General features: G+C 44.5%; 19 protein-coding genes. 12 read left to right on the forward strand and 7 right to left on the reverse strand.

The features are described from left to right. The first annotated feature begins 41 nt into the window (after window positions 1-41). The 5 genes from A8C56_RS15140 to A8C56_RS15155 all read left to right on the forward strand — a co-directional run bounded on the left by A8C56_RS15140 (window position 42) and on the right by A8C56_RS15155 (window position 7,053). Window positions 42-3,593, forward strand: coding sequence for a DUF2723 domain-containing protein (locus A8C56_RS15140; RefSeq protein WP_067757732.1), 3,552 nt, complete (start codon window positions 42-44; stop codon window positions 3,591-3,593). A gap of 269 nt (window positions 3,594-3,862) precedes the next feature. Continuing rightward, complete coding sequence (locus A8C56_RS15145) at window positions 3,863-4,960, forward strand: vWA domain-containing protein (protein WP_067757735.1); 1,098 nt, start codon at window positions 3,863-3,865, stop codon at window positions 4,958-4,960. A gap of 130 nt (window positions 4,961-5,090) precedes the next feature. Then, window positions 5,091-5,408 (forward strand): GxxExxY protein, encoded by a 318-nt coding sequence (locus A8C56_RS15150; protein ID WP_262492421.1) that lies wholly within the window; start codon window positions 5,091-5,093, stop codon window positions 5,406-5,408. Further along, a complete protein-coding gene (locus A8C56_RS25315; RefSeq protein WP_262492422.1) occupies window positions 5,353-5,481 on the forward strand; it encodes a GxxExxY protein in 129 nt (42 codons plus the stop codon). The genes A8C56_RS15150 and A8C56_RS25315 overlap by 56 nt, the downstream gene beginning before the upstream one ends. A 42-nt stretch (window positions 5,482-5,523) precedes the next feature. Then, a complete protein-coding gene (locus A8C56_RS15155; RefSeq protein WP_067757738.1) occupies window positions 5,524-7,053 on the forward strand; it encodes a magnesium chelatase in 1,530 nt (509 codons plus the stop codon). A gap of 415 nt (window positions 7,054-7,468) precedes the next feature. Here the strand turns inward: A8C56_RS15155 and A8C56_RS15160 are convergent, their stop codons facing one another. Continuing rightward, the gene (locus tag A8C56_RS15160) at window positions 7,469-7,927 is read right to left on the reverse strand and encodes an acyl-CoA thioesterase (protein WP_245645511.1); all 459 of its coding nucleotides are present in this window, start codon (window positions 7,925-7,927) and stop codon (window positions 7,469-7,471) included. 99 nt (window positions 7,928-8,026) lie between these two features. On the opposite strand from A8C56_RS15160, the gene A8C56_RS15165 reads away from it, so the two are divergent. Next, window positions 8,027-8,767, forward strand: a complete 741-nt coding sequence (locus tag A8C56_RS15165) for an FKBP-type peptidyl-prolyl cis-trans isomerase (RefSeq protein WP_067757744.1) — start codon at window positions 8,027-8,029, stop codon at window positions 8,765-8,767. 52 nt (window positions 8,768-8,819) lie between these two features. Here A8C56_RS15165 and A8C56_RS15170 read toward each other — a convergent pair whose 3' ends face one another. Together A8C56_RS15170 and A8C56_RS15175 are read right to left on the reverse strand one after the other, a co-directional pair. After that, window positions 8,820-9,326 (reverse strand): energy transducer TonB, encoded by a 507-nt coding sequence (locus tag A8C56_RS15170; RefSeq protein ID WP_067757747.1) that lies wholly within the window; start codon window positions 9,324-9,326, stop codon window positions 8,820-8,822. Between the two features lie 25 nt (window positions 9,327-9,351). Continuing rightward, window positions 9,352-9,849 carry an Lrp/AsnC family transcriptional regulator gene (locus A8C56_RS15175; protein WP_067757750.1) on the reverse strand — a complete coding sequence of 166 codons (498 nt, stop codon included), beginning with the start codon at window positions 9,847-9,849 and terminating at the stop codon, window positions 9,352-9,354. A gap of 170 nt (window positions 9,850-10,019) precedes the next feature. Between A8C56_RS15175 and ahcY the strand changes: the two genes are divergently transcribed. Beyond that, window positions 10,020-11,348, forward strand: a complete 1,329-nt coding sequence (ahcY, locus tag A8C56_RS15180; RefSeq protein WP_067757753.1) for an adenosylhomocysteinase — start codon at window positions 10,020-10,022, stop codon at window positions 11,346-11,348. Between the two features lie 101 nt (window positions 11,349-11,449). Here ahcY and A8C56_RS15185 read toward each other — a convergent pair whose 3' ends face one another. Continuing rightward, window positions 11,450-12,001 carry a hypothetical protein gene (locus A8C56_RS15185; RefSeq protein ID WP_067757756.1) on the reverse strand — a complete coding sequence of 184 codons (552 nt, stop codon included), beginning with the start codon at window positions 11,999-12,001 and terminating at the stop codon, window positions 11,450-11,452. A gap of 1,150 nt (window positions 12,002-13,151) precedes the next feature. Here A8C56_RS15185 and A8C56_RS15190 point away from each other — a divergent pair. The 3 genes from A8C56_RS15190 to A8C56_RS15200 all read left to right on the forward strand — a co-directional run bounded on the left by A8C56_RS15190 (window position 13,152) and on the right by A8C56_RS15200 (window position 16,555). Further along, a complete protein-coding gene (locus A8C56_RS15190) occupies window positions 13,152-14,510 on the forward strand; it encodes a sterol desaturase family protein (RefSeq protein ID WP_245645512.1) in 1,359 nt (452 codons plus the stop codon). A gap of 327 nt (window positions 14,511-14,837) precedes the next feature. Next, window positions 14,838-16,091, forward strand: a complete 1,254-nt coding sequence (locus A8C56_RS15195; protein ID WP_067757759.1) for a replication-associated recombination protein A — start codon at window positions 14,838-14,840, stop codon at window positions 16,089-16,091. Beyond that, window positions 16,067-16,555 carry a GNAT family N-acetyltransferase gene (locus tag A8C56_RS15200; RefSeq protein WP_245645513.1) on the forward strand — a complete coding sequence of 163 codons (489 nt, stop codon included), beginning with the start codon at window positions 16,067-16,069 and terminating at the stop codon, window positions 16,553-16,555. The genes A8C56_RS15195 and A8C56_RS15200 overlap by 25 nt, the downstream gene beginning before the upstream one ends. Window positions 16,556-16,738: 183 nt before the next feature. Here the strand turns inward: A8C56_RS15200 and A8C56_RS24860 are convergent, their stop codons facing one another. Then, on the reverse strand, window positions 16,739-18,736 hold the full coding sequence (locus A8C56_RS24860) for a M56 family metallopeptidase (protein WP_067757762.1): 1,998 nt from the start codon (window positions 18,734-18,736) through the stop codon (window positions 16,739-16,741). Window positions 18,737-18,841: 105 nt separating this feature from the next. Then, entirely contained in the window at window positions 18,842-19,204 is a 363-nt protein-coding gene (locus tag A8C56_RS15210; protein WP_067757764.1) for a BlaI/MecI/CopY family transcriptional regulator, read from the reverse strand. 138 nt (window positions 19,205-19,342) lie between these two features. Between A8C56_RS15210 and A8C56_RS15215 the strand changes: the two genes are divergently transcribed. Further along, a complete protein-coding gene (locus A8C56_RS15215) occupies window positions 19,343-19,834 on the forward strand; it encodes a TlpA family protein disulfide reductase (RefSeq protein WP_067757766.1) in 492 nt (163 codons plus the stop codon). Window positions 19,835-19,881: 47 nt separating this feature from the next. On the opposite strand, the gene A8C56_RS15220 is transcribed toward A8C56_RS15215, so the two are convergent. After that, on the reverse strand, window positions 19,882-21,030 hold the full coding sequence (locus A8C56_RS15220) for an alpha/beta hydrolase (RefSeq protein ID WP_084490227.1): 1,149 nt from the start codon (window positions 21,028-21,030) through the stop codon (window positions 19,882-19,884). A 136-nt stretch (window positions 21,031-21,166) separates the two neighbouring features. Between A8C56_RS15220 and pafA the strand changes: the two genes are divergently transcribed. After that, window positions 21,167-22,798 carry an alkaline phosphatase PafA gene (gene pafA / locus A8C56_RS15225; protein ID WP_245645514.1) on the forward strand — a complete coding sequence of 544 codons (1,632 nt, stop codon included), beginning with the start codon at window positions 21,167-21,169 and terminating at the stop codon, window positions 22,796-22,798. The last annotated feature ends 20 nt before the right edge of the window (window positions 22,799-22,818 follow it).

Consider the following 22,818-nt stretch of genomic DNA (forward strand, 5'->3'; position numbering starts at 1 on the left):
ATCCCTATTTTTGCCAACACTGAAAAAAAGACGCGTTTAAAATGAACTTCAAAAAAGTAAACAACCTTACCGGATGGGTGGTCTTTATTATTGCCACTTTTACTTATGCTACAACCCGTGAAGCCCGGGGTTCCCTCTGGGATTGCGGGGAATTTGTATCCACTGCTTATAAAATGCAAATGGCGCACCCGCCGGGCGCACCTATGTTCAGCATTCTAGGGCGCTTTTTTATTTTACTTTTTGGAGATAACGCAATGACCGCAGCCAACGCGGTCAACTTTATGAGCGCGCTCATGAGCAGCGCTACCATTCTTTTCCTCTTCTGGTCCATTACTCATTTTGCGCGCAAAATGTTCGGGAAAACCGGCAATGAACTTACCGGGCCGCAAATCTTTACCGTAATGACAGCCGGTGTTGTGGGGGCTTTGGCCTATACCTTTACGGACTCTTTCTGGTACAGCGCCGTGGAAGGAGAAGTATACGCAAGCTCTTCTTTTTTTACAGCACTGGTATTCTGGTGCATGCTGAAATGGGAACATGCTGATGAACTGGCAGGCACCGATGAATATGCAAGAGCGCGTGCCGATCGCTGGATCGTATTTCTGTTCTTTATGATGGGGCTATCCATTGGTGTGCACCTGCTCAACCTGCTGACCATTCCCGCCATCGTAATGATCTATTTCTACCGCCGCTACCGGGCCACTGTAAAAAGCGGTATTGTTGCTTTTTTGGCAGGCTGTCTGATCACGGGCATTGTGCAGCTGGCTGTTATCCAGTACAGCATGAAAGCTGCAGGGCTGTTTGATATTTTCTTTGTGAACAGCTTCGGAATGCCTTTCTTCTCCGGCTTTACCATCTATTTTATTTTAATAGCAGCGCTCATAGCCTGGGGCCTCCGCTTTAAACCCAACGTTTCCAGAACAACGATCCTGATATGGACAGCCTTGCTGTTTACCCTGGCCTTTTTGCCCTTTGCGTTTGGAAGCACCATGGCCGCACTTAAGATCATCTTACTGCTGATCATCGGTGCCGTTTTGGGTTACTTCATCAGGCCAACCGCCTTAAAGATCCTGAAACTGTTCCTGTGGTGCTTTTCGTTTATGATGCTGGGTTATTTCATGTATTTCACCAATATGATCCGGAGCTCAGCGAACCCGGCTATTGACATGAACAATGTAGATAACCCTATCAACCTTGTTTATTACCTCAGCCGTGAGCAATACGGCACACAGCCATTATTATACGGCGCGCATTATGCAGCAGAACCCGACTATGACGAAAATGGAAGCCCCTTTGAGCAGGAGGAAATGAAATATGTAAAAGGCGAAAACAAATACATTCCTATCGGAAGAGACCAATCAGTTCGTTATAAAAGCTCAGACAAGCAGTTATTTGTCCGCGTTTGGGACTCCAGTAATGACCAGGGGCACAAGGATTTCTATGCAGATTGGTTAGGACTGGCCAAACCGGATCCCAATACCGGTCAGGGCGCTTATGGGGCTCCTACCTATGGAGACAATATTAACTGGTTCATCAGTTATCAGACCAGCTGGATGTACATGCGCTATTTTATGTGGAATTTTGCCGGCAAGCAGAATGACCTGCAGGGATACGGCAATAAAAGAGATGGTAACTGGATCTCCGGCATCTCTATTATGGACAATGCCCGCCTGGGCGATCAAAGCCAGCTGCCGGACAGCATCAAGAACAATAAAGCGCATAATACCTTTTATATGCTGCCATTTGTTCTGGGTATTATCGGTTTCATTTATCAATACCTCAAAAACCGGAAAGACTGGGTAGTTACCTTCCTGCTCTTTTTCTTTACTGGTATGGCCATCGTTCTTTACCTGAACCAGCCGGGCAATCAGCCCCGTGAGCGGGATTATGCCTATGTAGGTTCTTTTTACGCTTTTGCCATCTGGATAGGCCTGGCCGTTGTAGCGTTCCTCAGGAATGCATTAGAGCCGGAAGATAAAGAAGGGTTCCAGAAGCTGTTGATTTACGGTGGATCTGCAACGTTCCTTATTACAGCGCTCAGCAGCATTTCCAGTTCCTTCTCCGGTGTCATTATTGCCAGCCTGGTTGCTACGGTAATTTACATAGCAGTACTCTATGTATTCACATTTATTATAAGAGCTGTTTCTGCCAAAGGCGCCAATATAAAAATGTCCAATGTGGCCACAGCGGTACTGTGCCTTATTGTGCCGGTGCTGATGGCGCAGCAGGAATGGAATGACCATGACCGCAGCAAGAAAACACTGGCCCCGGACCTGGCAAAAGATTATCTGGAAAGTTGTGCGCCCAATGCCATCCTGTTTACTTTTGGCGATAATGATACCTATCCCCTTTGGTATGCCCAGGAAGTGGAAAATGTACGCCCGGATATCCGCATTATCAACACCAGTTTACTGGGCATTGACTGGTACATCAACCAGCTCCGGTACAAGATCAATGATGCAGATTCTGTAGACGTTATTCTAACCCCGGAACAAATTGAGGGGCATAACCGGGAGTATCTCCGTTTTACCCAGCCACAGCCGGGACAGAATATAGACCCTAATAATTTCTATCCGTTATACAATGTTATAAAAACGGTGGTGGGCGCAAGGGCCGAAGATCCGGATACAAAACGCGATGTGGGCTCCAACTACCTTCCCATCAGGCGGTTCTTTGTTCCTGTAGATAAAAACCTTGTACTAAAGAACGGAACTGCCACCGCTGCAGACAGTGTATTGGCACAGGTTCCTTTTGAGATCCCGCAGGGAACATCGGGCATTCAGCGGAACGATCTCATTATGCTCAGCATTATTGCATCCAACCAATGGAAACGGCCTATTTACTTTACAGCCCCATACGGCAATTTAGGATTTGGTCAATACCTGCGTAAAGACGGTTTGTCGTATCGCCTTGTTCCGTTTGTAACCAAAACGCCACAGGCAAACTGGATCACCGACCAGGTGTACCGCCAGTTGCGTGCAGGAGGCACTTCTATACGGGATAATAACCTGGATGCGATCAGTAAGAACCTGCTGACCAAATATGAGTTTGGAGGCGCCAACAAGCCCGGCGTTTATTTTGACCAGGAAAACAGAAGGCACCTGCTGAACATACGGGGTATTTTTGCAGAAGCAGCAGGTAACCTTGCAGATGCCGGCAGAAAAGAGGAGGCCGTTAAGCTACTGGATAAGGTAGAAGCGGGCATCCTGACGGAGAACCTGCCCTATGCAATGGTCAGTCAGTTCAATCAGCATGATCAGATCGGACTGATGCTGGCAGAAGCCTATTACAAGGCAGGCAAGCTGGAACAGGCTCGTAAGGTGATTACTGCCGTTAAAAAAGACGTGGCCGACCAGCGCAAATATTATAACTATCTGAAAACGGAAAAACCGGATTATTACCAGGGCTTACAGCAGACCGACGATCCGTTAAATGAAATTGCGGGCGCAGCAGCAGATGCTATTGAACAGCATTATGACCCGCTGAAGAAAGGCGAGCCTGGTCATGTACAGGAGCTGCCCGGCGGCACGGCTCCGGCTAAAGCGGCTGATAGCGGCAAAGCTGCTCCGACAAAAGATTCCGGTAAAAAATGATCAGCCGGACATTACTCAAAATCCCCTGGTTTTCAGGGGATTTTTTTATGGCTCAACCATTCCTTGCCGCTGTTTGTTATTAATTTGGCGGATGGAGCCTGTTTACCTGGGAAATTTGCGGGAAACAGGGTTTCAATGTCTTTGTTTTTGTAGCCGGTTTTGCTGGTCACTTACGGAACCGTTGTTATTTATAGACTACGCTGAGCCTGAAAACAGCGATCGGCAGCCGCCGCATGATTCATTTCAGAAATTATTGATACATTTAGTATATGAGAGGGTTTCAGTTTTCAAAATTTGATGCAAACAGCCAGGGCAAAACGCCCTTTGAAAAAATGCTGGACATCTTTATGCAGTTGCTCACCTATACCAGCGGCGATGTGGCGGAAGCCCTGCAATGGTTAAATGAGCTGGATAAAGAATACCGGTTGGGGACGGAAGATTATGGCATAGGCGATTTTATAGAAGATCTGAAACAAAAGGGCTATATAACGGAAGACCAACTGAAAGGCGAAATAAAGATTACGCCCAAAACAGAACAGGGCATCCGTAAAAAAAGCCTGGAGGAAATTTTCGGGAAACTGAAAAAAGCAGGGAAAGGAGAGCACAGCACCTTTAAGCCCGGTCAGGGAGATGAGATCAACCCCGAAACCCGCCCCTTCCGGTTTGGAGATATGCTGGAACAGATCGATTTTACTGAATCCATCCGAAATGCGCAGATCAACCATGGTATTGACGGTTTCAATATGCAGGAGAATGACCTGAGCATCCGTGAATCCGATTTTAAGACCCAAACCTCAACCGTCTTAATGATCGACATTTCCCACTCTATGATCCTTTACGGGGAAGACCGCATTACTCCCGCCAAAAAAGTAGCCATGGCCCTGAGTGAGCTCATTACAACCCGTTACCCCAAAGACACATTAGATATTGTAGTATTTGGGAATGATGCCTGGCCGGTGGAGATCAAAGACCTGCCTTATTTACAGGTAGGGCCGTATCATACCAATACGGTAGCAGGGCTGGAGCTGGCAATGGATATTTTGCGGAGAAGGAAAAACCCGAACAAGCAGATCTTTATGATCACAGACGGCAAGCCTACCTGTTTAAAAATTGGCAAACGGTATTATAAGAACAGTTTCGGGCTGGATCGGAAAGTGATCAACCGCTGTATGAACCTGGCCGCATCCTGTAAAAAATTAAAGATCCCCATCACAACATTTATGATCGCTACAGATCCCTACCTGCAGCGCTTTGTTCAGGAATTTACAGAAATGAATCACGGAAAAGCCTATTTTGCCTCTTTAGATAATCTGGGGGCATTTATCTTTAAAGATTTCGAAAGCGGCAAGAACAAGACGGTTTATTAATGCTTCGCCGGGAAGACGAAAAGACGGGAAGTCCCTATTTTTACATTAGTATTAAAGACTGGCATGGCTTACCACTATACCGTTTTATTAGCTATTAAACCTCATTTAAAAACACCTAAAAACATTAAAAATGTATCAGCTCACCGAAAAAGAACAGCACCTTTGCAAAGAAATTGTTGACTGTATATTTAGAGTACATACATCGCTTAGCCCGGGATTACCGGAGAAAATTTATGAAGTGTGTATCTGTGATGAGTTGGAAAAAAAAGGAATTAATTATTTACGCCAGGCATATCTGTCCATATCTTACGATGGGCTTCTATTTGATGAAGAATTAAGGATGGATATTTTTATAGAAGACCTCATAATCTGCGAACTAAAAGCAGTTGATATTGTTAACCCCTGTCTGGGAGACACAAATCCCCAGTCATTTAAAATTAACAGGTAAGCATGTTGGTTTTCTTATTAATTTCAACGTTGCAAAAATAAAACATGGAATCAGGCGATATTGTCTTGAATAAACAAAATGGGAAGTATTTTCCATCTTCCCGACCTTACCAACGATGAACAATATTAAAACACTAGGTGAATTAAAAGCAAGTGGCTATCAATCAAGATCCATTAAAGAAGAGATCAGGCAAAATCTTATTAAAAAATTAAAGGCAGGAGAAACCACATTTCCGGGCATTGTAGGGTATGAAGATTCCGTAATCCCGGAAACCGAACGCGCATTGCTCAGCAAGCACAACATCCTTTTCCTGGGGCTGCGCGGCCAGGCAAAAACACGTATGGCAAGGCAAATGATTTCCCTGCTGGATGCATACATTCCCGTAATAGAGGGAAGCGATATCAATGATGACCCCTTCAACCCTATTTCAAAATACGCAAGAGACCTTATTGCAGAAAAAGGAGATCAGGCACCCATTACCTGGTTAAGCCGGGAGCAGCGCTATGGTGAAAAACTGGCAACGCCTGATGTAAGCGTAGCTGATCTGATAGGAGATATTGATCCCATTAAAGCCGCCAACCTTAAACTGAGCTTTGCCGATGAGCGCGTACTGCATTATGGCATCATCCCAAGAAGCAACCGGAGCATTTTTGTTATCAATGAGCTGCCCGATCTGCAGGCGCGCATACAGGTATCCCTGTTTAACATCCTGGAAGAAGGAGACATACAGATCCGGGGCTTTAAACTGCGCCTGCCACTGGATATTTTATTTGTGTTTACCGCCAACCCGGAAGATTATACCAACCGCGGCTCTATTGTAACCCCTTTAAAAGACCGCATCCAAAGCCAGATACTGACGCATTACCCCAAAACACTGGAACATGCGCTGGAAATAACAGAACAGGAAGCCGGCATTCATGAAGAGCAAAAAGGACTGGTGCAGGTAAGCGATCTGGTAAAACGCCTTATTGAACAGGTGGCTTTTGAAGCAAGGAGCAGTGAACTGGTGGATAAAAAAAGCGGTGTCAGCGCACGTTTAACCATCTCTGCATTAGAGAATGCGGTAAGCACCGCAGAACGCAGGGCCTTTTTAAACAATGAGTCCTCCACACAGGTATGGATCTCGGATCTTGCTGGTATTATCCCTTCCATTACCGGAAAAGTAGAGCTGGTATATGAAGGCGAACAGGAAGGCCCCTTCCAGGTTGCAATGAACCTGGTGGACAAAGCCATCCGCTCACAGTTCGTCCGGTATTTTCCCAATCCGGAACAACTGAATAAAAGACGGAATACGGGAAAACCCTCGGCGCAGGTAAAGGCAGAAGAAAACCCTTATAAGCCGGTTATTAACTGGTTCGACAAAGGCAATCACCTGAATATTGATTTCAATACAACTGATCAAAAAAAGGTACAGCAATTATATCAGGTAGACGGGCTGCATGCACTGGTAAAAAAATATTTTTCAGGTACCAATGAGTTGCAGGCTGCATTGCTGATGGAATTTGTCTTATTTGGCCTGGCCTCCTACTCCATGATCAGTAAAAAGCTATTTGAAACCCGGGTAGAATTCAACGATCTTTTTGGAAGCATGCTGGGATCCGGAGTTTCAGATGAAGAAGATCCGGGATTTGAAGAAAATGAATAATTATACTTTTTATACCATTTAAACTTTTAAATTACACCAAATGATGATATGTCAGGCTGAGGCACTCACAAAAGCGTTGCATTTATGCTGATTGGGATGACAATTTTTTCAATCGTCATCCCTGGCACAGCCGGGGATCTCTGTATTCTCAGAGAGATTCCTCGCTCATTCCGCTCTGCTCCATTCGGAATGACGTTCCTTAGGTAGATTCATTTTCAATAACTTACAGCACTTGTCCATAACAGCCTGGCGAAGCCTGATCACCCATCGTCAAGCTTTGGGTAACAGTTCTTTTAGATGGCCCCCGGTGAAATAGTTCCTCTTTCCGAAAGCTTTCGGATCCGATGGCTGCCGGATAATCCCCATTCAGCAACCAGATCCATCCCGGGTTAAACACATATCCGAACAGTAACGCTTAGTCCAGCCATTCAAAAGCTGCCGATTTTGGCATTACCCCGTAAGCATCAAAAACCTGTACCGGCGGTGTGGTCAGTTTTCTTTTTACAGTATCAATCCAGGCGCCGTCTAAAGTGATCACGGCAGCCAAAACCCCGCCTTCTTTACAAATGCTGTGCCGCACAGTCCAGCGGCTGAAATTCCTTCTTGCCTGCACCAGTTCCAGGTCGATCAGCAGCTCCTCTTCCTGCCGCACTTCCTTTTTAAACACGCATTCTTCCCTGAAAATTACGGGCCCCACCTGTAATTCCATCATTTGCGAAGGAGATAAGTCATTCGCCGTCAGAAACGCAATACGGCAATAAGCGCCCCAATCATAGTAAACACTATGTCTTACATGCCCATTAGGATCAAGATCTGCCCAGCGGATCTGCAGCTTTTTCTTAAATTGATTCATATTTCCTGATAGAGGGTCCATTTGAAAGCTATAATTAACAAACTTACACCATCCTAAACAGTATAATTATAAAAACGCTTATTATATTTACCGCTTTAATTGATAACTTAACATACATAGATGAAATCTCTTTTTACGATCGGGTTAATTGGTTTAAGCAGCTTTTCTGTATTTGCACAAACAAAGGCAAAACCCAAACAGGCACCGGTTAAAAAACCGGCAGCCGCCGCACCCGCAGCAGCCAGTACCCTGCACTTCAGCAACCTGCAGGATTCTGTAAGCTATGCATTAGGAATAAATATAGCCCAGTCTTTAAAAAAGGATATCGGCAGCGATCTGAACACAACCATTTTAGTAAACGCAATGAAAGAAGCGTTTAATAACAAACCCCAGGCAATGGATGATGAAACCCTGATGCGTGTAATAAGAACTTACTCAGAAAAAGCAAAAGAAAAAGAAGCGGCAGGAACCGTAAAAGAAGGGCAGCAGTTCCTGGAGCAGAACAAAACAAAACCGGGTGTAAAGACCACTGCAAGCGGCCTGCAATACCTGGTGCTGAAGGAAGGCACCGGAGAAAAGCCAACTGCTGCTGACACAGCCATCTGCAACTATAAAGGCAGTCTGATAAATGGTACCGAGTTTGATAATTCCTATGATCGCGGTGAGCCGCTGACCATACCTGTTGGCGCTGTTATCAAAGGCTGGACAGAAGGGCTCCAGCTGATGAACAAAGGCGCTAAATACAAATTCTTTATCCCCTATGAGCTTGCCTATGGTTTAAGAGGCGCCCCGCCTACCATTCCCGGCGGCAGCGCATTGATCTTTGAAGTGGAGCTGCTGGATATAAAGAAAGGCAAATAAAAGATCAGCGCTGATATCTGAACTATTAGTATTCAGGTATTAAAAGGGATCGTCATGTTTTATCCGGGAAGAGGAAATCAGAGAGCTTCTTTCTTTTTTTAGAAATCTTAGAAATCTGAAAAGTTAAAATTTGTTTTCTGTAAGCTCTTACGCACTTCCCATTTTGTATAGCAGGTTCCCATCGTTTTGACTTTTTGATAACGCGCTCCCCTTCCTGTTCCATCCCAAAACCTGCGTGCGTTAATCCTTTTACGTGGCTGACCGTTCCATCCGGTTCTACTATAAACTGAACCGCTATTGTGTAAGTACCGGCTTTTGCACCGTTACGAACAGGTATAGCTCCGTTAAGTTCGGATGACAAAAAATCTTTCCAGGCCTGATCGCCTCCGGGATAAGCAGCATCTTTGTCCACCGCGGCAAACAGTAAGAAATAATTTACAGCGCTCAGCGTTTTTGCTTGGGGAATAGTGTCGCTGCAATTAAAATTATTATTGGCTATTCCTTTTTCACCAGCAGCCAATAATGAAAATAGAATAATTAAAGCAGTTGTATTTTTCATATTGTAAATATATCATAGACAGTAATCATAATAACAAATGCGTTTCCTTTACTACCCCCATTACAAAAATGCTTTGCACATGACCCAGGTTTTCTACCTGGCTCAGCCGGTTCACATGAAAGTCATAGAAGCCGGCCATATCCTTTGCCAGCACTTTCAGCATAAAATCAAACTCACCTGAAATACTGTAACATTCAACTACTTCATTCAATCCGTTGATCGCCTGAATAAACCTTAACCCTGCTTTTTTATCATGCTGCCGCAATGAAACATAACAGATCACCATTAGCCCCTTGTTCAGCTTCTGCGGGTCCAGCAGCGTGGCGTACTGCCGGATGATGCCGGACTCTTCCAGCCGCTTAATACGTTCATGCACAGGCGTCGGGCTTAAATGGATCTTTGCCGCTATATCTTTAACGGCAATCCGGGCATTATCCTGTAACAATTTTAAAATAGCAAGATCCTTTGGATCCAGGAGAATACCCGCAGCATTTTCTGCTTTAGGGATTTTTGATTTAGGCATATAACAGGATTATACACTAAAAATAGCAATTTTTATCAGATTTAACACTATAATTACTTTATAAGTACAGAATTTTATACTATACCTGTACCTTTGCGGAGCTGTGGTTAATCCGTTATTATAAAAGGAACATCACAACAGCCTGAAATAAAAACTTCAAATAAACGAATATGTCAACAGTTGCAAAATCACAGATCGACTTTGATCTCAAATACAAAGTAGCCGACATCAGTCTTGCTGATTGGGGCCGTAAGGAAATAAAACTGGCAGAAGCAGAAATGCCGGGATTAATGAGCATCCGTAAAGAATACGCTGCTGCGCAACCCTTAAAAGGAGCCCGCATTGCAGGATGCCTGCACATGACCATTCAAACAGCAGTGCTCATTGAAACACTGGTAGCCCTGGGCGCCGAAGTAAAATGGAGCTCCTGCAACATTTTTTCTACACAGGATCATGCCGCAGCAGCCATAGCCGCTGCCGGTATTGGCGTATTTGCCTGGAAAGGGCAGACCCAAAAGGAAGCCGACTGGTGCATTGAGCAGACCTTATTCTTTGGCGGCGCAGACCGTCCTTTAAATATGATCCTTGATGACGGAGGTGATCTGACCAATATGGTACTGGATACCTATCCCGAATTGATCCAGCACGTAAAGGGGATCAGCGAGGAAACCACAACCGGTGTGCACCGCCTGTATGAAAGAGTGGCTAAAGGCACTTTGCCCATGCCTGCCATTAATGTAAATGATTCCGTTACCAAATCCAAGTTTGATAATAAATACGGCTGTAAAGAATCGCTGGTAGATGCCATCCGCCGGGCTACTGATGTTATGTTAGCCGGTAAGGTGGCTGTTGTAGGAGGCTACGGAGATGTAGGCAAAGGTTCTGCAGCTTCTTTAAGAGGTGCCGGCTGCCGGGTAATCGTTACTGAAATCGACCCGATCTGCGCATTACAGGCAGCAATGGACGGTTATGAAGTAAAGAAAATGATTGACGCTGTTAAAGAGGCGGATATTATCGTTACCGCAAGCGGTTGCCGCGACCTGATCACCGGAGAACATTTCAAACTGATGAAAGATAAAGCCATTGTTTGTAACATCGGGCATTTTGATATCGAAATTGATGTAGCATGGCTGAATCAAAACTATGGTGCCACAAAAGATACCATTAAGCCACAGGTAGATATTTATAATGTAGATGGTAAGGACATCATTCTTCTGGCAGAAGGGCGCCTGGTAAACCTGGGTTGTGCTACCGGCCACCCCAGTTTTGTAATGAGCAACTCATTCTCTAACCAGACCCTGGCTCAGATTGAATTGTGGACCAACCATGATCAATATGAGAATAAGGTATATGTGCTGCCCAAGCACCTGGATGAAAAAGTAGCGCGTTTACACCTTGCAAAGATTGGTGTGGAGCTGGATACCTTAACCCCGGCACAGGCAGCTTATTTAGGCATCCCCGCAGAAGGGCCGTTTAAGCCGGAACTGTACAGGTACTAATCTGAAGTTAATATGTTTAATAAAAAAAACGTACTGGTATCCGGTACGTTTTTTTATTGCCATAGGTAGCGTCAGTTTTTCAAATGGAACAGGGCAACTTATTATGCCGCTATTTCCTTTACCAGCAGATAATGCGTAACGCAGCTGGGCAATAAATGGATCTCAAGCCTGGAACCGGCTTTCAGGTTAACAAAAGTGATTTCATTTTTAAGAATGGTGTCCAGCATGGAGTTGATCACTACCGTATCCGTTTCAACACGGTACATGCTTTTATTACCGAGGAGGCTGCTGCCGATATTCAGCACCTGTGTCCGGATGATCACCTTTTGCCGGATAAACGGATATTTTAATATATACCGGTGCTCCCGGAACAGCAACATCCAGATACCGCACAAAGCCATAAACAATAAGAGGATAAATGCAAAAACAACCACCCGGGAATAATCCTCTATTTCGGTAATATTTTTCATCAAAAAAAACAATACCAGCAGCGGAGCTACCACAGAAAGCAAAAAGCCGGGGCAGATCTTTTTTACAAACACTTTCCAAAGCAGCCATTTATCACAGGCAGATAAAACCTGTACCTGATCCGGGCCTGGCATGCTGTTTTTTGCACCGGCATTATGCATACGAACCGCTTTAAAAGAATTCATACCTGCTCTTTACATTTGCTGAAAGAAACAAATTGTACGGGTTAAACATTTGGTTTAGCAACGGCCTTGGGTTCGGTCATTTTTACGGATCCGTTTTCAAATAATACAACTATTCAAAAGGAGTCCGTTAAAATCTGATACAAAGCTACTTTAGGTTCACCCTAAAAAATATACCTGTTTTCCGGCATTTTTTGGGAAGGTACCGTTCTTTCCATACAGAATACCCGTTGACAACCTTACCGGAGAAGCGCCGATCTTTAGTTCTACAAAGATCATTTAGGGCTGTTAAAAACCCGCTAATACAGGGTGAACGCATAAATCTGTAAACGATCAAGCCAGAGATACACGAATCAATAAATACGTTTTTTCTTTTAAATGAACACAAATCATGCTGTATCAAAAGTCACTATCGTCATGCCGGACCTGGTCCGGTATTTAAAAATCACATATGATTATCAATATATTATGAAACAAGTTCAGAATGACATTCCGTTGTAAAAACGACTTTTGATACAGCCTCTATTCGTGCCTGCCCATCCGGTCAGCTGCCCTGTATACATATCTTTTGCTAACAGATATAAGCGTTTCTGATTATTATACGCTGCTTTTTCTTGTTTTTCATCCGAATGTTCGGATTCCGGAACACAATTACGACTACTACAGCTAACCGGCTTTGTGGCGCCCGCCCGTTGAACCAACCGTTCGCCTGAACTGCCGAACGGCAGGCAGGGAAGAGCCGTTTTTAATAAGTTCGATTACTTACTTTTCTTTCTGATCCTTTTTGTTTGCCCAGAAAGGATCGCAAAAAGGGCAGCCGGTTCCGAAATTTCGGAAGGTTACAGCACAATTCCGGCAGGGCACTACTATCAGCTTTAGAATATAGTGGTGTGTTCCGCCACAATTGACCAACCGGGAGGGCGGGACGCTCGACTTTAGAATTTCTATGATTAGGCCCAGGCAACTTTACAGCTATCCGAAGTTCGGATATTTTGCCCGTCTCCTAAAGGCTAATTACAATTACAGTTACTACACGCTCCCTGATAATATGAGAAAATAGTTGTGTGTACAGCGTAGCCGTTCCGTTCAGGCGGGCATTCCTGGCATTGTGAATTGACCTTATTCATAGCCCATTTCGGTAAAAAATAAATTGATGCGCCTGCCCTGCCCGCTGATAGCTCCTGCCGGTTTTTATTGTAGCTTTGGGTTAAGAGGGCTTTTCAGATCCATTATTTACTATTATTGGTTTATGAAAACATATGGTCAGATATTGCTGGTTGCCATTCCTGCTTTTTTGCTGTTGGTGTTACTGGAAATGGGCTACGCGTACCTGAAAGAAAAAAAGGTATTGCGTACCAATGATATCATCAGTAGTTTATTAAGCGGTGTTACCAATATTACAAAGGATGTGCTGGGACTAAGCATTGTGATCTACTCCTATTCATGGATGGTGCATCACTGGGCGCTGATGCATACTGAGGCTTCCTGGCTTACCTATGTGATCGCTTTTATCGTGCTCGATTTTTCCGGCTACTGTGTGCACCGGATCCAGCATGAATATAATTTTTTCTGGAACGGGCACCTGGTACATCACAGCAGCGAGGAGTTTAACCTTGCCTGTGCCTTGCGGCAAAGCATTTCCGGGTTTGCCAACATCTTTGTGATCTTTCTTTTACCGGCAGCATTGCTGGGAGTGCCGGAAAAAGTAATTGCTATTGTTGCTCCTTTGCATTTATTTGCCCAGTTCTGGTACCACACTACTTTTATAAAAAAGATGGGCTGGCTGGAGCACATCATTGTAACGCCTTCCCTGCACAGGGTACATCATGCCATCAACCCCGAATATCTTGACAAGAACTATTCACAGATCTTTATATTCTGGGATAAATGGTTCGGCACTTACCAGGAAGAAATTCCGGGCAAACCGCCCGTATATGGCATCACAAGACCCGTGCAAACGTGGAATCCCGTTAAGATCAATTTTCAGCATGTATGGCTGCTGATCAAAGATGTATGGCGTGCAAAAAGCTGGAAAGACAAATGCCGTATCTGGCTGATGCCCACCGGCTGGCGTCCTGCTGATGTTGCAGAAAAGTACCCCGTGCATAAGATAGCGGACGTTTACCATTTTGAAAAATACGATCCGCCTTTAAGCACCGGAGCAAAAGCCTGGCTTTGGGTGCAACTGGCGGTACTGCTCTTTTTTATCTGTTTTCTTTTCGGGAATATCGCTGCCATCGGCTCACCCGGCATTTTTTATTACGGGCTGTTCATTTTTCTTTTTGTTTATGCGCTGGCAGAGCTGATGGATGGCCATAAATATGCATGGATCTGGGAAGGACTGAAATTGAGCTGCGGAGGATGGATTCTTTATATAGGGAGCGACTGGTTTATGCTGAAAGATTTTTTACCTTATGGGTGGCTGTTGATTTCAGGGTATTTTTTATTGTCGTTTATTATTACGGCTATTCTTAACCATCAATTGCTTAACAGGAGAAAGCAGCTATTTTAAGAGTCCCTTTCTAATACCTTTTTCAGAAATTCATCCGGGCTAAAAGTGGGCAAGGCAGGAATGGCGGCTTTTTCAGTTCTTTATCCCGGGTAATAAAATAATCTGCTTTATGATGCAAAGCTGTATAATATTGCAGCGTATCTTCAATATCCCTGATCCTGGAATGCAGTGCATTAAAGTGATTTCATGACCGATGTCCACTACCTGCACATTGGTCAGCAATGCCAGCAGAACATTCGTGCATTTGTGGCTACCACTTATACGGGGCACATTTTACTACTAAATAAATTAGCATTATCTTTGAGGGCTTTTTAATTTGATTATACAATGACCCCGTTAGCAGAACGATTAAGACCCCATACACTGGAGGAGCTGGCAGGACAGGAACATCTTACCGGCAAGGGCAGCATTCTTCAAAAGTCTATTGAGGCCGGCACGGTGCCCAGCATGATCCTGTGGGGCCCGCCTGGTGTGGGCAAGACCACTATTGCCACCATTATTGCCCATACAGTAAACCGGCCTTTTCTTTCATTAAGCGCTATTTCCTCCGGTGTAAAGGATATCCGCGATGCTATTGCTACGGCAACCGCAGCAGGCGGTGCCATTTTGTTCATTGATGAAATCCATCGTTTTAATAAAAGCCAGCAGGACGCTTTATTGGGCGCCGTTGAAAAAGGGATCATTACCCTTATCGGCGCTACAACGGAGAACCCTTCTTTTGAAGTGAACAGCGCCTTGCTCAGCCGTTGCCAGGTGTATGTTTTAAAGGCGCTGGGAGAAAAGGACCTGGTACAACTATTACACACCGCCCTTGAACAGGATGAAAAAATAAGAGCAAAAAAAGCAGAGCTGAAAGAAACAGAAGCGCTGATCAATATTTCCGGCGGAGATGCAAGAAAGCTGCTGAACCTGTTTGAGATCGTATGTGATGCCATTGGCACTCCTGCTATCATTACTAATAAGAAAGTGATGGAAATTGCGCAGAAAAAAATTGCGCTGTATGATAAGTCGGGCGAGCAGCATTATGATATTATTTCTGCATTCATAAAATCCATCCGGGGCAGTGATCCCAATGGCGCGGTTTACTGGCTGGCCCGGATGATCGAGGGTGGTGAAGATGTAAAGTTCATTGCAAGGCGCATGGTGATTGCCGCAAGCGAAGATATTGGCATGGCCAATGCCAATGCACTGTTGCTGGCCAATGCCACATTTGACGCCGTAACAAAAATCGGCTACCCCGAAGCCAGAATTATACTATCGCAATGCGCTGTATACCTGGCTTCCTCCCCCAAAAGCAATGCCTCCTATATGGCGATCAATGATGCCCTGGCGGCGGTAAATAATACAGGCGACCTGCCGGTGCCCTTGCACATCCGCAATGCGCCCACAAAGCTCATGAAGCAGCTCAACTACGGGAAGAATTATAAATATGCACATAGTTTTGAGAACAATTTCAGCGAGCAGGAATATCTGCCCGACCCAATTGCAGGAACCCGTTTTTATGACCCGGGGAACAATGCCCGGGAAAATGAATTGCGCAATTACCTGAAAAAACTGTGGAAAGAAAAATACAATTACTGATGCAGGAAAAACCCGTCATACAATGGATCTGTAAGTCGTTTGATGAGCTCTCCACCCCTGAACTGTATTCCCTGCTGCAATTACGGTCTGCAGTGTTTGTAGTGGAGCAAAACAGCATTTACCAGGATGTGGATGGCAAGGATCTGAAAAGTTATCATCTGATGGGCACTGATAACGGAACTGTAATAGCTTATACCCGGCTGCTGCCAAAAGGGATGTCTTATGCAGATCAATCGGTCGGACGGGTAGTGGTAGCCCCATCATACCGCGCTTATGGCCTGGGCTTTGAGCTAATGCAACGCAGCATCCGGGCCAGCTATGAATTGTTTGGCAATGATACCATCCGCATCAGCGCCCAGCTTTATCTTAAGCAATTCTATGAATCATTAGGATTCCGGCCGGTAAGCGATGTATATGATGAAGATGGCATTCCCCATATTGAAATGGTAAAGATACCGGGCTGACCGATTTTCTCCATCGTTGATGTTGAGCATAGCAATGAACACAGGCAAGACACCAACGATATAATCAGTTGCTGAATCTTGCTGAGTGGACTGCTAACGCCACAGGCTGGCACGCAATATCGGAAAAGGTGCTAAAATGCAAAACCCGTCAGGCCGGCACGCGACACCGGCAAAGGTGCTGCATTATTGTGCTGCTTTTTGAATATGGAAGGTATCAGCGCTCATGGTTGTTGTACCAACTTTGGCGGCTATATGTCCCTTTGCAGTTGGGTAAACAGTTACTTCGTTCTCCTTTGAAGCGCTCTCCGTTGCACTTTTCGTTCCATAACCCCTCACAATCACTTCCTGTAGAGGGTCTTTTTTACTACCAGACCTATGACCCGTTTTTGTAGTAACCAGCACGGCTCCGTTCCGGGCCGCATTTCCATAAAGGGTCTTTGCCGATGCATCTTTCAAAACAGCAACAGATTCCAGATCTGCCGGATCCAGTTCTTTTAATACATTATGATCCTGTACTTCCCCGTTCAGTACAAACAAGGGAGCCTGCTCACCGTTCTTCGCCGGGTGAAATGTAAGCATTACCTTTTGTTCCCCGGAATGATTGGGTTGATCAGCAGATGCCGGAGCCACGGAAATGCCCGTAGCCTTTCCTTTCAAAGTAACATCAACTGGTACTGCTTTGAATTCGTTGCTGTTATAAGTGTATTTAAGTGTCTTTTTGAAAGTAACAGTGGTGTTTGCTGCAGAATCGGACTTTACCGCATCATTTTTTTTGGAGGTAATAATAATGACGCCATTTTTACCATCAGCTCCGTATAACGATGTTGCAGCTTTATCCTTCAATACAGAAATAGATTGGATCCTATTCGGATCTATACCTTCCAGCGCCTTTCCTCCTTTATTATCGACCTTTTCACCATCTACAATGATCAACGGGTTATCAGCCACCAGGGTATTTGAGAGGGTTTTCTTCATTACATAAACAGAGTCAAATTTATTGATGTTATTATCAGCCCGCTTATTAATAGTTAACAAAGGAGCAATGCCATATTCTTTTTCATATTTTTCCTGATGGGCCTTCCATTCAGCAATGCTCATTCTTTTAACAATGACGGACGGGTCCTTGATATTCCTTCCAAAACCACTGCCCGTCACAATAACATCATATTTTTTTGCTGCACCTTTTACAGGCGTGGTATCTTTACGGATCAGAGCCAGCTGTAGGTTCACCGGCGTCCTGATACTGTCTGTTGCAGCATCCGGTGCGTTCAGTAATTCCCCGGAAGACGTCCGGCGCCCGGTACTTTCATGAAGCACTTCTTTCCTGAAAGCCAGCAGCAGAACGGCTATTACCGGCAGCAAGAACAAAAACTTGGTTAAATGTACTTTGGCAGATTTAATAGTGTTCATCATAGCGATCCGGTTTTTTAAAGAGGAAAAGTTAAAATGGTTGGTGAACGCAAACTGTTTATTGCCCATCACTTTTAATAAAAGATACTGGTATTCTTTTTTATCTACCCCTCCCTGCAGCACCTGCTTATCTGCTAAAAACTCAAGATTCTGTTTGATGCTTTTACGCAGCAGCCATACAAAAGGATTGAACCAAAGCAATATGCAAAGCAGCTCGCTCCACACAATATCAATGGTATGTTTTTGCTTTACATGTACAAATTCATGACGAATGATCTCTTCCAGTTCCTCCCCGCTATGCAGTTCCGTATTAATAAAAATAGCATTGCCAAAAGAAAAAGGGCGCATATCTTCATCCAGTTGATAAATACGCGTATCATCATCAGAGATCAGTTGTGCCCTGCTTTTTATTTTCAGAAAAGAAAAAAACATGATCAGGAAACGGGTCAGCAAAACCACCGAGCCCAGGATACCCACAACCAGCACCCAGTCCCAGATGGTCAATGATTCCAAAAAGGAGCTATTATCTGCCGCCGATGCAAAACCCAGTGCCGGGATCAGTTGCACAAGCATGCTCTGATCCAGTTGTTTCTTTTGCAGCTCCGGCATTATATCGATTAAGGGAATTACAAAGCTCAGGGCACTATAACCCAGCAGGTACCAGCGGTTCCAGTTATAAAAAGTCAGCCGCCTTAGCAGAAGCTGGTAAAACAGGTATACAACGGCCAGGCAAATACTTAGTTTAAGAATATAATCAATAATGACAGGCATAACGGGAGATTTCAGATTTGAGTTTTGAGTTGTCAGCTTTCAGTCTTTAGTTCCACAAACAACGCAGCCCGGTAGCTACCAGGATTGAAAACTGATCGCTGATAACTATTTTTTCTTTCCGGATTCGATCATTTTAAGGATCTCTTTTAATTCCTGGGCAGATAATTTTTTCTGGTCTATAAAGAAGCTGACCAGCTCTTTATAGGAATTGCTGAAATAATCCTTTACCACGCTTCCCATAAATTTCTTTTTATATTCTTCTTCAGAAATAGCGGGTTTATATACATATACATTTCCAAATAACCGGGCAGAAACATACCCTTTTTTCTCAAGGTTCTTTATGGTAGAAGCTACGGTTGTATAAGGCAGCTGTTCCGGCAGCAGCTCCATAAACACTTTTACGTTTCCCTCTCCTGCCTGCCAAACGGCCAGCATTAGCTGTTCTTCCTGTGCTGTTAATTTTTTCATTTATTATACGAGTTTAAAATAAAATTACGAAAAATTCGTAATAATGAAAACTTTTTTACGCTTTTTAAGGCAACCCCGCCAACTAATTCTGCATCCTATTGTTATCTTTGATGTCTGTTATTTTATAAAATAAAGAAAATGAAGTATTTAATCTTATTCCTGATCGCAATTATCTGTTTTCAGCCGGGCAATAGCCAGGCCCTTCCTCCTTATAAACAATACCGTACCATTCCCGCAGTGCGTCTTTTAAATGCGGACAGCACCGGGTGGGAGCTAAAAGCCAGGCTGCAGAAAAACAAGCCCGTAATGATTATGGTGTTCAGCCCGGAGTGCGATCATTGCAAGCATGAAACCGAGGAAATGATCAAGAATATGGATAAATATAAAGGCATCCAGATCGTTATGGCCACTCCTCTGCCCTTAAAGGAAATGGCTGATTTTGTAGCGCATTATCAGTTGCAAAAATATCCTAACATTATTATAGGCAGAGACTATTCCTATACGCTGCCTGTTTATTATAATATTAAAAACCTTCCCTTTCATGCATTCTATAATGCTAACAAGCAGCTGATCACTGCTTTTGAAGGCTCTATGTCTACCCAGGCTATTTTAAAAATATTTGGCAAATAGCTGAGCCCATTGGCTTAATCCGGCGCTGCCGGGATCCTTCGTAAAAATCATTTCTTTTTTGAAATAACAGCCTGGTAAAAGAGAGGAAACTCTTTTCGCCAGGCTTCTTCATTATGGCCGCCGCCGCTTCTGATCACTGCTGTCAGTTCTGCTTTGGAAACTGCAGCCAGGTCTTTCATAGCTTTTAGCAGGTCGTTGGGCATGGTATCGCCCTCCAGCAATCCAACATAAAAATAAATAAAGGAATTCAGCGCGGGACCCAGCTTTTTGATATCTGCATAAACCTTATCCTCCGTTATCCAGAACGATGGTGAAAAAACACCCACCCCGCCATAGATCTTCGGATATTGCAGCGCAGTGTAAAAAGAGATGAGTCCGCCCATGGAGCTGCCTGCTATAAACGTATTGGGCTTGCTTTTTAATGTCCGGTATTGCCTGTCAATATAGGGCTTCAGCGTTTGCACCATAAAGTCAGCATATAAATTCCCCTCCGCGCCCGGTATGCTTTTTACAGGGTAAGGGCAATATTCATCCAGCCGCTTATCTCCCCCGTTGTCTACTGCCACCACAATGGAAGGCGGCAAAGCAGTAGTGTCCATAAAGCCGTCCACGTCCCACTCACCTGCATAGGAAGTAAACTCATCAAAAACATTCTGCCCGTCCTGCAAATACAAAACAGGATAGCGTTTCTTTTTATCCGTATTATAACCTGCAGGAAGATAGATCCGCACGGTACGGTGCCTTTTTAGCTGCGGCATATAAAATTGCTCAGTGACGGTTACATTTTTACTTGCGGTATGCATTTTCTCCTTTTTTCCAAAATGATCCTGCCATCCTTCCACAGCAATATGAATGACTGAATCTGATTGCAACTGCACTACCCTGTTGGAGATGCTTTTGCCATTACCGGCTGTCTCTGTTTGATCCCAACTGCCCCGGGTAATTTTAAACTCAATAGCTCCATGAACGGCATCCATCACCAGCCGGTAACGCCCCTCCTGTATCCGGAACCGGTAACCGTCCGCCTGCGGGCTCCAGTTATTCGGGTTTCCCGCCAGGAACAGCGCGGCCGTATCTGCTGTATAAGGAGGAACACTATCTAAAATAACCGTCAGCTTATAATCCTGCGCAATAATAATGAGCGGGTAAACAGTCATTACCAGAAAACATAACAGAAGGAAGCAGGGCCGTTTCATTTTTTGAAATTATCAAAAAATGAGAAAAAGAACCGTTTTATTTAGGAGGTGCCCGGCAAATCTTTTTCATAAGATAAACTTTACATAAACGGCCGGCATTATCAGGCTGCTTTTCCTATTTTTGAGCAAATTGATTATGATGAAAAGACTTTATTTCTTGCTGATTGCTGTTTTTACTGTCCTCACAGGATCTGCACAAAACCCAGTAAAACGTCCAAAATTAGTGGTAGGCATCGTAGTAGATCAAATGCGCTGGGACTATTTATACCGGTATGCAGACCGGTATGGCAGCGGTGGCTTTAACCGGCTGCTGAAAGACGGATACTCCTGCGAAAATACTTTTATCAGTCACCTGCCCTCTTTCACAGCTGTAGGGCATACTACTATCTTCACCGGTTCTGTTCCTGCAATACACGGTATTACAGGAAATGACTGGGTTGATGAGCTGACAGGCAGATCTGTTTATTGTACAGAAGATTCCACGGTGCAGTCCGTAGGAAGCACTTCAAAAGCCGGAAAAATGTCGCCCAGGAATAACCTGGCCAGCACCATCACAGACGAGCTCAAACTGGCCACCAATTTCCGGTCAAAAGTTGTAGGCGTTTCATTAAAAGACAGAGCCTCTATTTTACCGGCCGGCCACGTGGCAGATGGCGCCTTCTGGTTTGATGATGAAAGCCGCCAGTTCATTACCAGCACCTGGTATATGAAAGAACTGCCCCAATGGGTGAACCGGTTCAACAGCAAAAAGGAGCCGGAGACACTTATTGCCCAACCCTGGACAACACTTTATCCGGCAAATACCTATACGCAGAGCACAGCGGATGATGTGCCCTGGGAAGGAAAATTTAAAGGGGAGAAAACAACCGGCTTCCCGCACGACCTGAGCGAAGTTTTTAAACAGGATCCTGATGTTATACGCAGCTCTCCTTACGGTAATACCCTGACGCTGGACTTTGCAAAAGCAGCAGTGGATGGTTATCAGTTGGGGACAGGAGCCTTTACCGATTTTCTTACGATCAACTGTGCCTCTACTGACTATGTAGGTCATAAATATGGCCCTAACTCCATGGAAGTAGAAGATGTATACCTGCGCCTGGATAAAGATCTGGAAACCTTTTTTAATTATCTGGATCAAAAAGTAGGTAAAGGCCAGTACCTGGTTTTCCTTACGGCTGATCATGGCGCGGCACATGCCATCGGATTTATGCAGGCGCATAAAATCCCTGCCGATTTTTTTGAAAGCGGTAAAGTGGGCAAAGCCTTAAATGAAATGCTGAAAAACCAGTTTGGTGTAGATAAACTGGTTACTTCCGGCACCAACTACCAGATCCATTTTGATAATAAGTTGATTGAGCAGCGCAAGCTGGATTACGCAGGTATAAAAAAAGCAACTGTTTCTTTTTTACAGAAGCAGGAAGGTGTGGAATTTGTGGCAGACCTGGATGAAATTGGCAGCGAATCCATTCCGGAACCCATTAAAACAATGATCATTAACGGATATAATTATAAACGTTCCGGTCCTATCCAGATTGTTTTAAACCCGGCATGGTTTGCGGGCAGTGCCGGCGGCACCGGTACTACCCATGGCACCTGGAACCCGCACGATACGCATATTCCGTTGCTATGGTATGGCTGGGGCATTAAACCAGGGCAATTAACAAGAGAAGTGCATATGACCGATATTGCCCCTACCATAGCCGCACTGTTGCACATCCAAAGGCCTAACGGATGCATCGGAAGCGTGATTCCTGAAATAGGACAGTGATTTACTGCTCTTACAGGCTG

Origin of the sequence: Niabella ginsenosidivorans (assembly GCF_001654455.1) — a bacterium.
GTDB lineage: Bacteria > Bacteroidota > Bacteroidia > Chitinophagales > Chitinophagaceae > Niabella > Niabella ginsenosidivorans.

Excerpts from the sequence above, each read along its gene's own strand:
- A8C56_RS15145 (WP_067757735.1), top strand. The coding sequence starts at position 3,863 with ATGAGAGGGTTTCAGTTTTCAAAATTTGATGCAAACAGCCAGGGCAAA.
- pafA (WP_245645514.1), top strand. The coding sequence starts at position 21,167 with ATGATGAAAAGACTTTATTTCTTGCTGATTGCTGTTTTTACTGTCCTC.
- A8C56_RS15185 (WP_067757756.1), bottom strand. The coding sequence starts at position 12,001 with ATGAATTCTTTTAAAGCGGTTCGTATGCATAATGCCGGTGCAAAAAAC.
- A8C56_RS24860 (WP_067757762.1), bottom strand. The coding sequence starts at position 18,736 with ATGCCTGTCATTATTGATTATATTCTTAAACTAAGTATTTGCCTGGCC.
- A8C56_RS15170 (WP_067757747.1), bottom strand. The coding sequence starts at position 9,326 with ATGAAAAATACAACTGCTTTAATTATTCTATTTTCATTATTGGCTGCT.
- A8C56_RS15215 (WP_067757766.1), top strand. The coding sequence starts at position 19,343 with ATGAAGTATTTAATCTTATTCCTGATCGCAATTATCTGTTTTCAGCCG.
- A8C56_RS15190 (WP_245645512.1), top strand. The coding sequence starts at position 13,152 with ATGCGCCTGCCCTGCCCGCTGATAGCTCCTGCCGGTTTTTATTGTAGC.
- A8C56_RS15195 (WP_067757759.1), top strand. The coding sequence starts at position 14,838 with ATGACCCCGTTAGCAGAACGATTAAGACCCCATACACTGGAGGAGCTG.
- A8C56_RS15165 (WP_067757744.1), top strand. The coding sequence starts at position 8,027 with ATGAAATCTCTTTTTACGATCGGGTTAATTGGTTTAAGCAGCTTTTCT.
- A8C56_RS15220 (WP_084490227.1), bottom strand. The coding sequence starts at position 21,030 with ATGAAACGGCCCTGCTTCCTTCTGTTATGTTTTCTGGTAATGACTGTT.
- A8C56_RS15175 (WP_067757750.1), bottom strand. The coding sequence starts at position 9,849 with ATGCCTAAATCAAAAATCCCTAAAGCAGAAAATGCTGCGGGTATTCTC.
- A8C56_RS15210 (WP_067757764.1), bottom strand. The coding sequence starts at position 19,204 with ATGAAAAAATTAACAGCACAGGAAGAACAGCTAATGCTGGCCGTTTGG.
- A8C56_RS15155 (WP_067757738.1), top strand. The coding sequence starts at position 5,524 with ATGAACAATATTAAAACACTAGGTGAATTAAAAGCAAGTGGCTATCAA.
- A8C56_RS15140 (WP_067757732.1), top strand. The coding sequence starts at position 42 with ATGAACTTCAAAAAAGTAAACAACCTTACCGGATGGGTGGTCTTTATT.
- A8C56_RS15160 (WP_245645511.1), bottom strand. The coding sequence starts at position 7,927 with ATGGACCCTCTATCAGGAAATATGAATCAATTTAAGAAAAAGCTGCAG.
- A8C56_RS15150 (WP_262492421.1), top strand. The coding sequence starts at position 5,091 with ATGTATCAGCTCACCGAAAAAGAACAGCACCTTTGCAAAGAAATTGTT.
- ahcY (WP_067757753.1), top strand. The coding sequence starts at position 10,020 with ATGTCAACAGTTGCAAAATCACAGATCGACTTTGATCTCAAATACAAA.